The sequence below is a fragment of the Thalassobaculum fulvum genome (assembly GCF_014652915.1).
In the GTDB taxonomy this organism is placed as follows: Bacteria; Pseudomonadota; Alphaproteobacteria; order Thalassobaculales; family Thalassobaculaceae; genus Thalassobaculum_A; species Thalassobaculum_A fulvum.
The window spans coordinates 376927-386679 of record NZ_BMZS01000001.1 but is presented as its reverse complement, the minus strand read 5'-3'; the positions used below and the strand labels follow the sequence as shown (position 1 = coordinate 386679).

The window sequence follows — 9753 nt, the reverse complement described above, 5'->3', positions numbered from 1 at the left end:
CCGGCGGGGCCGAGGCGGACACCCTGTCCGGCGGGGCCGGCGACGACGCCATGGCCGGCGGCGAAGGCAACGACTCGATCGACGGCGGGGCCGGCGACGACACCGGTCTCGGCGGCGGCGGCGACGACACCGTGGCCGGCGGCGAGGGCAACGACGCGCTCTCGGGCGGCGACGGCAATGACGCCTTGTCCGGCGGTTCGGGCACCGACACCCTGGTCGGCGGCGGCGGCGACGACGCGCTGGCCGGCGGCGACGGCGGCGACGCCCTGTCGGGCGGCGAGGGCGACGATTCGGTGGCCGGCGGCGACGGCGACGATACCCTGGCCGGTGGCGCCGGGTCGGACGCGCTGTCCGGCGGAGCCGGCAACGATCAGGTCGCCGGCGGCGACGGCGCCGACGCGGTTTCCGGTGGAGCCGGTGCCGACACGCTCTCCGGCGGCGGCGGCGACGACAGCGTCGGCGGCGGCAGCGAGGACGACGTCCTCTCGGGCGGGGCCGGCAACGACGCGCTCAGCGGCGGCGACGGCAACGACCTGCTGTCCGGCGGTGCCGACGCCGATACCCTGTCCGGCGGTGCCGGGCTCGACACCCTGTACGGCGGCGACGGCCAGGATGCCCTGTCCGGCGGCGACGCCGACGACGTGCTGTCCGGCGGTGCCGACGCCGACTCGCTGTCCGGCGGGTCCGGCGACGACACGCTGATCGGCGGTGGCGGCAACGACTCCCTGTCCGGCGGTGACGGGGCGGATTCGGTGGTCGGCAGCGACGGCGAGGACGTGCTGGTCGGCGGCGCCGGGACAGACACCCTGGTCGGCGGTGCCGGGAACGACACCTTCGCGGCCGGCTCGCTGGCCGACCTCGACGGCGACACCATCGCCGACTACGCCGCCGGCGACGTGGTCCAGGTCGACGACCTGGATAGCGGGACCGCCGCGGTCACCCTCAGCCGGGCCAACGGCACGACGACGGTCTCGATCGACTCGGACGGCGACGGCAATGCCGACGCCAGCTTCGACCTGACCGGGCTGTACACCTCCTACACCATGGACGAGGGATCGGTCGTCGGTTCGGCCGAGCTGGTGTTCCACGCCCCGCAGGGCCTGTCGGTCGAGGCCATGGGCACCGTCGACCTGAACAACGACGGCAATCTCGAACAGGTCTGGAAGATCACCAACCCGAACGGCGAGTCCGTCGAGGTGACGCTCGACCTGGCGGGCGTCGACGATCCGCAGGACGCGACCGTCACGGCCGCCAGCGGCACCACCTACCACTGGACCGAGGCCGAGAGCGGGACGCTGCAGATCAGCTGGTCGTGGGACGGCGGAACCACGGTCGACACCGGCAGCGCCGAGGCCTCCGGCGACGCCGCCGACCTGGACGCGCTGCGGGCCGCCGGCTTCGTCAACCCGTACGATCCGACGGACGGCGCCGACACCCTGCTCGGCACCGCCGACGCCGACAGCATCGCCGCCCTCGGCGGCGACGACCTGGTCTCGGCCAAGGCCGGAGACGACGCGGTGGACGGCGGGGCCGGCAACGACACGCTGTCCGGCGGCCTCGGCAACGACAGCCTGTCGGGCGGGCTCGGCAGCGACGTGATGTACGGCCAGGACGGCAACGACCTGGCGATCGGCGGGGCCGGCGACGACACCCTGGTGGGCGGCGACGGCGACGACCTGCTGCGCGGCGGGCTCGATGCCGACGCCCTGTCGGGTGGGGCCGGCAACGACACGCTGTCCGGCGGCGACGGCACCGACCAGCTGCTCGGCGGCGCGGGCAACGACGTGCTGTCCGGCGGCGCCGGCGTCGACACGCTGTCCGGCGGCGTCGGCGACGACACCATCTGGGCGGCGGTCGGCGACGGCCCGATCGACGGCGGCGAGGGCAACGACGTCCTGGTGGTGCTCCAGGGCACCGACCTCGACGGCCTGAGCCACACCGGGTTCGAGACCGCCTGGTTCGTCGACGACTCCGGCAACGTGGTCAGCACCCAGGACCTGACCGGGCCGCCGCAGCTGTTCGGGCCGACCTTCCTGTTCCGTTCGGCCTCCTCGGGCGCCGTGCAGGCCATGCAGATCGACGGCCCCGAGGCCGCCCAGTTCGGCGACGAGCAGGCCCTCGGCTCGGCCTGGCAGCTCGCCGGCAAGGGCGATGTCGACGGCGACGGCACCGACGACTACATGTGGCGGAACACCGACACCGGCGATTTCGCGGTCTGGTCGGCCGACGGGACCGGCCCGGTCGAGCTCGGCAACATCCATTCGATCGAGAGCAAGTACGGGCTGGCCGCCTTCGAGGACTTCAACGGCGACGGCACCGACGACTACCTGTGGCGCGACGAGGGCACCGGCAGCATCGCGGTGTGGACCACCGGCGGCCTGGACGACCTCGCCAAGGGCAACCTGCTCGGGATCGACAACACCTGGCAGATCGCCGCGGTCGACCAGTTCGGCAGCGGCGGCCAGGACATCCTGTGGCGCAACACCGAGACCGGCAACATCGCCATCTGGGAGATGAACGGCATCGACGAGCCGACCCGCGGCAACGTCCTCGGCATCTCCTCGGACTGGGCGCTCAACACCACCGCCGACTTCGACGGCGACGGCGACGCCGACATCCTGTGGCGCAACCAGAACGACGGCTCGCTGGCGATCTGGTCGTCCGAGGGCGGCGGCGAGGTGACCCGCGGCAACGTCATGGGCCTCGGCACCGACTGGGAGGTGGCGGCGGTCGACGACTTCGGCGGCGACGGCAAAGCCGACCTGCTGCTGCGCAACACCAACGACGGCCTGCTGGCGGTCTGGCAGATGGACGGCACCAACGAGCCGGTCCGCGGGATGGCGCACGGCGTCTCGTCGGACTGGTCGATCGCCGCGGTCGACGACTTCGACGGCGACGGCAACGCCGACATCCTGTGGCGCAACGAGCAGGCCGGCGTCATGTCGGTGTGGGAGATGAACGGCGACTCGCCGGAGCAGCGCTACGACTTCGGGTTCGACGGCAACCTGGAGATCCTGGCGATCCGCGAGCTGAACGGCGACGGCGACATGGGCATCCTGGCACAGGCCCCCTCCGGCGACATCGGGGTGTTCATGTTCAACGACGGCGACGTCCCCGACTTCACCCACATCGGCAACATGCCGACGGACTGGGATCTGCTCTAGGCTTCGCCCTTCGGCTGCGCTCCGGAGGGGGATCCCGTGTCCGACCCGCACCAACCGGTCTTCGTCAACGGCCGCTTCCTGGCGCAGCGCCAGACCGGCGTGCAGCGTGCCGCCGCCGAGCTGGTGCGGGCGCTCGACGGTGTGCTGGCCGGAGCCGGCCCGGCGGCACCGCCGGTCGTCGTCCTGGCGCCGCCGGGCGCCGAGACCGACCGGGTCCCCCTGCAGCGCATCGAAGTCCGGCAGGTCGGCCGCTGGTCCGGGTATCCGTGGGAGCAGTGGGACCTGCCGCGGGCGGCAAGCGGGCATCTGCTGATCAATTTCGGCAACGTCGCGCCGCTCCTGCACCGCCGCAACGCCATCCTGATCCACGACGCCTCGGTGTTCGACCGGCCCGACGCCTATGGCTGGCGGTTCCGAGCCGCCATGCGGGCCATGCTGCCGCTGCTGGCGCGCCGGGCCGAGGCGCTGTTCACGGTCTCCGCGTTCTCCGCCGAGCGGCTGGCCCGGCACGGCATCGCCAACCGCCGCGGCTACACGCTGCTGCCGGCCGGCACCGAGCACATGGCCCGCATCCGGCCCGACGCCGGCGCGCTGGCCCGGTACCGCCTCGAACCCGGGCGCTACGTGCTGTTCCTCGGTTCGCTGCATCCGAACAAGAACCTCGCCGGTGCCCTGGAGACGATCCGGCGGGTCGGCGACCCCGGGCTCCGGCTGGCGGTGGTCGGCGCCACCGATGCCCGGGTGTTCACCCCGGACGGGCGACCGGTGGCCGACCCGGGCGACCGTGCGCGGTTCCTGGGCGCGGTCGACGACGCCGCCATGGCGGCGCTGTACGCCGGCGCGCTCTGCCTGCTGTTCCCGTCCTTCTACGAAGGATTCGGCCTGCCGCCGCTGGAGGCGATGGCGCTCGACTGCCCGGTGATCGCCAGCAACCGCGCCTCGATCCCGGAGGTCTGCGACCACGCCGCCTGGCTGATCGATCCGACCGACTGCGCCGGCATGGCCGCCGCGATCGACCGCCTGGCGAACGACCCGGGCGCGCGGGCCCGCCTGATCGAGCGCGGGCGCCAGCGGGTCCGGCACTTCACCTGGCGGGCGTCGGCGCAGCGCCTGGCGGCGACCCTCGGTATCGTCGGCCCGCCCGCCAGCCCTTCCAGCGATTGACCAGCTGGCCGAGATAGTAGCGGGCACGCCCGATCCGGCCGACGAGGGCGAACGCCACCATCGCCGCCAGCGGCTTCAGGACGTGCGGCGCCAGCTCCGCCAGGGTGTAGTCGTTGACCCCCATCACGTAGCCGAGGCCGCGGGCATAGGACGCACCCTTGGCCAGCACCACGGCCGCGTCGCGCTCGAACTTGTTGGGGTGGCCGAACACGATGTCCGGGCGATAGCCGGCACGGCAGCCCAGTGCGAGCCCGCGCAGCAGCAGGTCCTGGCCCTCGCCGGCGCCCCACGGCGCGCCGCTGCCGACGCCGATGCTCTCGCGGAAGCCGCCGACCCGGTCGAAGAACCGGCGGCGGAACACCATGGTCGCCTCGGCGCCGACCCGCCAGACATTGCCGCGGGTCGCGTCCAGCGGCCGGTCGGGCCAGCGCCCCATGGACGGGCGGCCGTGCTCGTCGACGATCCGGCCGGCGATCACGTCGACCGCCGGTTCCTCGGCCATCCGACGGCGGATCGCGTCGAGCTGCCCCGGCGTCGCCCAGCCGTCGTCGTCGGGGAACCAGATCGCCTCGCGACGGGCGTGGGCGAGCCCGACATTGCGGGCATGCGACGCGCCCTTCGCCGCGGCCCGCACCCGCTCCGGCCGCAGGTCGGCGGCCGCCGCCAGCACCGGGCCGAGCCGGTCGTCCGGATTCTGGTCGACCACGACCAGCTCGTCCGCGGCGGTCAGCTGCGGCCGCAGCGAGTCGAGCAGCCGGCCGACCTCCTCGACCCGGCCGACGGTCGGCACCACGATCGACAGCGCCACGGTCGGCGGGGCCACGGTCGGCGGGGCCGCACTCATGGCCGCGGCTTCCACAGCAGCAGCGCGGCGCGTTGCAGGGCCTCCTCGACCACCGACCGGACCAGGGCCGGCGCGAACATGCCCGAGCCCGGCCCGCAGCGCAGCCGCAGCCGGCGCCGGGCGATCACCAGATAGGCGAGGTTGCTGCCGGCCGTGACCAGGGCGGCGCCGATCGCCGCGCCCTCGACACCGCCCAACAGGATTCCCACCGGCACCGTCGCCGACAGCCCGACCGCGCTGGCCGCCTGCACCGCCGTCAGCGGCCGCTCCAGCCCAGTCATCCGCAGCACCGCGCTGACCGAACCGGCCAGCACCGTCGTCGTCTGACCCAAGGTCAGGATGACCAGGACCGCCCAGCCCGACTGGAACTCCGGGCCGTACAGGCCGAGCAGCAGCCAGCCGCCGCCGGCGATCGCCAGGGCGATCGGCATGCCGCTCGCGAACGACACCAGGCTGCCGCGCGCCATCAGGTCCTGCAGGCCGCGGTGGTCCCGGTCGGCGTACCGGCGGGCCACCATCGGCTCCAGGGTCAGGCGCACCGCGTCGACCACGAAGGTGACCAGCACCGCCAGGCGCTGCGCCGTCAGGTAGATCGCCGCCGCCCGCAGGTCCAGCAGCGCCCCGACCAGCACCACGTCGCCGCGCGCAATCCAGTAGCCGAGCGCCTCGGCGAGCACCATCGGGCGGGCGATCCGGTACCAGTCCGTCCGGTCGTCGCGCTGGCGGATCGGCACCACGTCGCCGACCAGCCGCCCGATCCGCCAGGAGTCGATGGCGGCGATCACCGCAAGCCCGCCGACGAACCCGGCGAGCGCGGATTCCACCGACAGCCAGCCGCCGGCCGCCAGCGCCGCCGCCGTGACCCCGGGGATCAGCGACCGCAGGATGTTGAAGCCCAGGAATCCCGCCAGCACCCGGTCGAGCGCCCGCAGGGTCTCGCGGTGCAGGTCCATGGTGCCGTACAGCGCCAGTCCGAGCGCCACGATCGCCACGACGCTCCACGGCACCCCGGTGCCCAGTCCCAGGGCCGCCTCGAACACCATCGCGACCAGCAGGACCGCCGGAACCGATGCCAGGGCGATGGTACGGCGCGCCTCCCCCAGCAGGCCGAGCAACGCCCCCGGCCGACCCTGGTGCCAATAGATCGAGCCGTAGCGAAGCATCGCGCTGTTCAGGCCGAAGCAGGTGAGCGGACCGGCGATCGTCAGCACCGTCACCGCGTACATCACCAGCCCGTACTCGTCGGCCGACAGCAGTCGGGCCAGCAAGACCGTGTAGAGCAGCCAGAGAGCGGTTCCCGCGACTTTCATGAAAGTCACGGCAACCATGTCGTTCAACATGACGGATCCGCCCGTCCAGCATCCTCGATCATCACGGCGAACGTAGCACCGACCCTGTGCGTCGGGTATACAGTTGCAATTCGCCGCAAATTACAGTGACAGCGACGCCGATGCTTTCGATCCTCAAGGCCTGGACTGTCGCGGCGCTGTATCCCCTGGCCCGGGCGCTGCTCGGCGGCCGGCCGAGGCGGTTCCGCGCCAACGGCGTGTGGATGCGGATCGACGTCGGCAACGCCCCGATGAGCCTGCTGCGCGCCTTCGGGCTGTACGAGCTCCGCAAGACCGCCGAGATCGAGCGCCGGCTGTCGACCGGCGACGTGTTCGTCGACATCGGGTCGAGCGAGGGCGACTTCGCGCTGATCGCGGCCCGCATCGTCGGCCCGACCGGCGCGGTGCACGCCTTCGAGCCGGAACCCGGCAATGTCGGGATCATCCGCGACAACGTCGCCCTCAACCGTTTCGACTGGATAACGGTTCATGCGGTCGCCCTGTCCGACCGCGACGGCCAGGCCGACCTGTTCCGCTCCGACGTCACCGGCTGGCACTCGCTGCTCGGCGGGCTCGAACACCGCGACCGCGACGTGGTGCGGGTCCCGGTGGCCCGGCTGGACAGCCTTGCCCTGCCGCGCATCGACATGGTCAAGATCGACGTGGAGGGCGCCGAGGCGGCGGTGCTGGCGGGCGCGCGCGAGAGCATCGCCCGCCACCGGCCGGTGATCCTGCTCGACACCCACCCGTCGCTCGGCGCCGACGTCGCGGCGCTGCGGGCGTTCGCCGACGCGCTCGGCTACGACGTGTTCGATTCCGACCGCCACGACTCCCGGCTGCGGCCGGACGGCATCCCGGACGAGGACGCCGACCTGGTGCTGGTGCCGCGCGCGGTCGCGCCGAAGGGGGCCGCGCCGAAGGGGGCCGCGCCGATGGGGGCCGCGCCGATGGGGGCCGCGTCGTGAGCGACCGGTCGGGCGCGCTGGTCCTCGGCGGGGCGGGATTCATCGGCAGCCACCTGCTGGCCGACCTCGCGGCCCGGGGCGTACGGCCGCTGATCTCGGTCGACCTGGTCGCGCCCGAACGCCCGGTTGCCGGCGTCGACTACCGCATCGGCGACGTACGCCGGCCGATCGCCGGGCTGGTGACCGAGCTGGTGGCGACCCTGTACAACCTGGCGGCGGTGCACCGCACCCCCGGCCACCCTGACCACGCCTACTACGAGACGAACGTCGCGGGGGCGGTGAACGCCTGCCGACTGGCGGCCCAGCGCGGCATCCCGCGGATCGTGTTCACCAGCAGCATCTCGGTCTACGGCACCCGGGAGGAGGCGTGCGACGAGAGCACGGCGCTGCAGCCGAGCTCGGCCTACGGCCGCTCGAAGGCGCTGGCCGAGCTGGTCCACGAGGGCTGGCTCGAGGCCGAGCCGGGATCCCGCCGCCTGGTGGTCCTGCGGCCGGCCGTGGTGTTCGGCCGCGGCGAGCACGGCAACTTCGACCGCCTGCTGCGCCAGCTCGGGCGGCGCGGCTTCGTGTTTCCCGGCCGTCGCGACACCGTCAAGGGCTGCGGCTACGTCAAGGAGCTGGTCCGGGTGATGGCGTTCTGCCTGGCCCGCGACGAGCCGCTGTACCGCGCCAACTTCGCCTACCCCGAGCCCTATACCATCGAGACCATCGCCCGGACCCTGGCGGAAGAGGCCGGGCTGCCGGTACCGCGGCTGACCGCGCCGACCGGCCTGGTGATGACGGCGGCCTTCGGGCTGGAGGTCCTCGCCGCACTCGGTCTGCGTACCGGCATCAACCGCGACCGGGTCCGCAAGCTGCTGGTCAGCACCCATATCCACCCGGCCCGCCTGGTCGCCGACGGCTATCGTTTCGAAACCGATCTCCGCTCGGGTATCCGGGCCTGGCTGGCCGACCGGGACACCCGCTGAGGGCGCCGCGGCGGGTCAGGTCCGCGTTCGCCCGCCGCGCACCGCCACCGGGGCCAGCGGGTGCGCGCTGCGGGCCGTGATCGGCGCCGTCGCCACCGCGCGGTGCCGCACCATGAACACGATCAGGGCGACCGTGAAGATCAGGGTCGGAAAGTACTTCGACGACCCCCAGTAGAACAGCCGCAGGATTTCGTAGACCCCGATCATCCAGGTCGGGTGCAGCAGCATGTACTGGAACTTGCCCTGGGTGTAGCCGTCGTAGATCCGCCCGCTGAGCACGCCGAGAAAGAACCACATCAGGATGCCGAACACCGATCCGAAATCCTGCATCGGCGCGAACACCCCGGAGGTGTTGTTGAACTCCTCGGTCGCGTAGCGGAACGCGTACTCCCAGAACGTCGCCTCCTCGACCTCGACCCACGGAAACAGCGGGAACCGGTAGAACCAGTGCATCGTGTAGGTGCCGTCGAAGGTCGGCGGATACAGCGCGGTCAAACCGGCGCCGTTGTTCAGGGCGGTCAGGTAGTAGCCCCAGATCCGCGACAGCACGAAGTCGGTGTAGCTGTCGTAGTAGTAGCGGTAGTAGGTCCACGACCGGACATACTCGGTCGCCGCGAACAGGGCGATGATGCCGACGATGCCGAGGATCGGCGCCAGGCTCAGCCAGGCCCGCCAGCGCAGCCCGACGGTGCCGAACCAGACGATCCCGATCGGCAGGACCACCTCGATGATCGCCAGGCGCTCGGAGTTGATGACCGCCCGCATGAGCACCGCCAGAAACACCATCGCGGCGAAGGTATGGTCGAACCAGTCGAGCGGGCGATCGGCGATCTTCGACTTGAGCGCATAGAGCGCCGCGAACAGGGCAGCGAGGTTGCTTACCGAGGTGATGCCGGGCACCTGCAGGGTGCGTTCCTTGAGGAGCGCGAACACCGATGCCTTGCCGCTCAGGAACGCGAACACCAGGCCGGGATCGGCGAGCACCGGCAGCACCAGCGCGAAGTTGCCGGAGAACGCGATGAGACCGATCACCAGCATGGCCCGCCGGTAGTGCGAGTGCAGAATCCGTGACGGCGGGGAACTGCGGATCCGCTGGCGCTGCGCGCTGCGGCTGACGTAGCCGACGACGCCGCAGCCGGCCGAGAACGCCAGCAGACCGGCCAGCGCCAGCAGCAGCTGGTCGCCGGTGAAGAACTGCCGGGCCTGCTCGAATTCGAGATAGGTGCTGCGCGGCATGGCGGCGACGATCACGCAGATCGGCACCATCAACAGCAGCGATACCCAGCCCGGGCTGGCCCACCAGTAGGTTCGCACGCGCGC

Annotated in this window: 7 protein-coding genes; 4 read left to right on the top strand and 3 right to left on the bottom strand. The window is 72.3% G+C overall.

What is annotated here, in order from left to right:
- Together IE246_RS01745 and IE246_RS01740 are read left to right on the top strand one after the other, a co-directional pair.
- The coding region (locus tag IE246_RS01745; RefSeq protein WP_189987186.1) for an FG-GAP-like repeat-containing protein at positions 1-3164 on the top strand (3164 nt) is incomplete at its 5' end.
- 36 nt (positions 3165-3200) lie between these two features.
- Positions 3201-4328 carry a glycosyltransferase family 4 protein gene (locus IE246_RS01740; RefSeq protein ID WP_189987185.1) on the top strand — a complete coding sequence of 376 codons (1128 nt, stop codon included), beginning with the start codon at positions 3201-3203 and terminating at the stop codon, positions 4326-4328.
- Here IE246_RS01740 and IE246_RS01735 read toward each other — a convergent pair.
- Both IE246_RS01735 and IE246_RS01730 read right to left on the bottom strand, forming a co-directional pair.
- On the bottom strand, positions 4249-5172 hold the full coding sequence (locus tag IE246_RS01735; RefSeq protein WP_189987184.1) for a glycosyltransferase family 2 protein: 924 nt from the start codon (positions 5170-5172) through the stop codon (positions 4249-4251). The two genes, IE246_RS01740 and IE246_RS01735, sit on opposite strands and share 80 nt — an antisense overlap.
- Positions 5169-6500, bottom strand: a complete 1332-nt coding sequence (locus IE246_RS01730) for a lipopolysaccharide biosynthesis protein (protein WP_268245265.1) — start codon at positions 6498-6500, stop codon at positions 5169-5171. The genes IE246_RS01735 and IE246_RS01730 overlap by 4 nt, the downstream gene beginning before the upstream one ends.
- Positions 6501-6622: 122 nt before the next feature.
- On the opposite strand from IE246_RS01730, the gene IE246_RS01725 reads away from it, so the two are divergent.
- Positions 6623-7465: an FkbM family methyltransferase gene (locus tag IE246_RS01725; protein WP_189987182.1), complete on the top strand. Its 843-nt coding sequence runs from the start codon at positions 6623-6625 to the stop codon at positions 7463-7465.
- Entirely contained in the window at positions 7462-8433 is a 972-nt protein-coding gene (locus tag IE246_RS01720; RefSeq protein ID WP_189987181.1) for an NAD-dependent epimerase/dehydratase family protein, read from the top strand. Before IE246_RS01725 ends, IE246_RS01720 begins: the two co-directional genes overlap by 4 nt.
- Before the next feature lie 15 nt (positions 8434-8448).
- Here the strand turns inward: IE246_RS01720 and IE246_RS01715 are convergent, their stop codons facing one another.
- Positions 8449-9747, bottom strand: a complete 1299-nt coding sequence (locus tag IE246_RS01715; RefSeq protein ID WP_189987180.1) for a hypothetical protein — start codon at positions 9745-9747, stop codon at positions 8449-8451.
- Positions 9748-9753 lie beyond the last annotated feature (6 nt).

Coding starts and splice junctions, on each gene's coding strand:
- IE246_RS01735 (WP_189987184.1), bottom strand. CDS start 5,172: ATGAGTGCGGCCCCGCCGACCGTGGCCCCGCCGACCGTGGCGCTGTCG.
- IE246_RS01730 (WP_268245265.1), bottom strand. CDS start 6,500: ATGGTTGCCGTGACTTTCATGAAAGTCGCGGGAACCGCTCTCTGGCTG.
- IE246_RS01725 (WP_189987182.1), top strand. CDS start 6,623: ATGCTTTCGATCCTCAAGGCCTGGACTGTCGCGGCGCTGTATCCCCTG.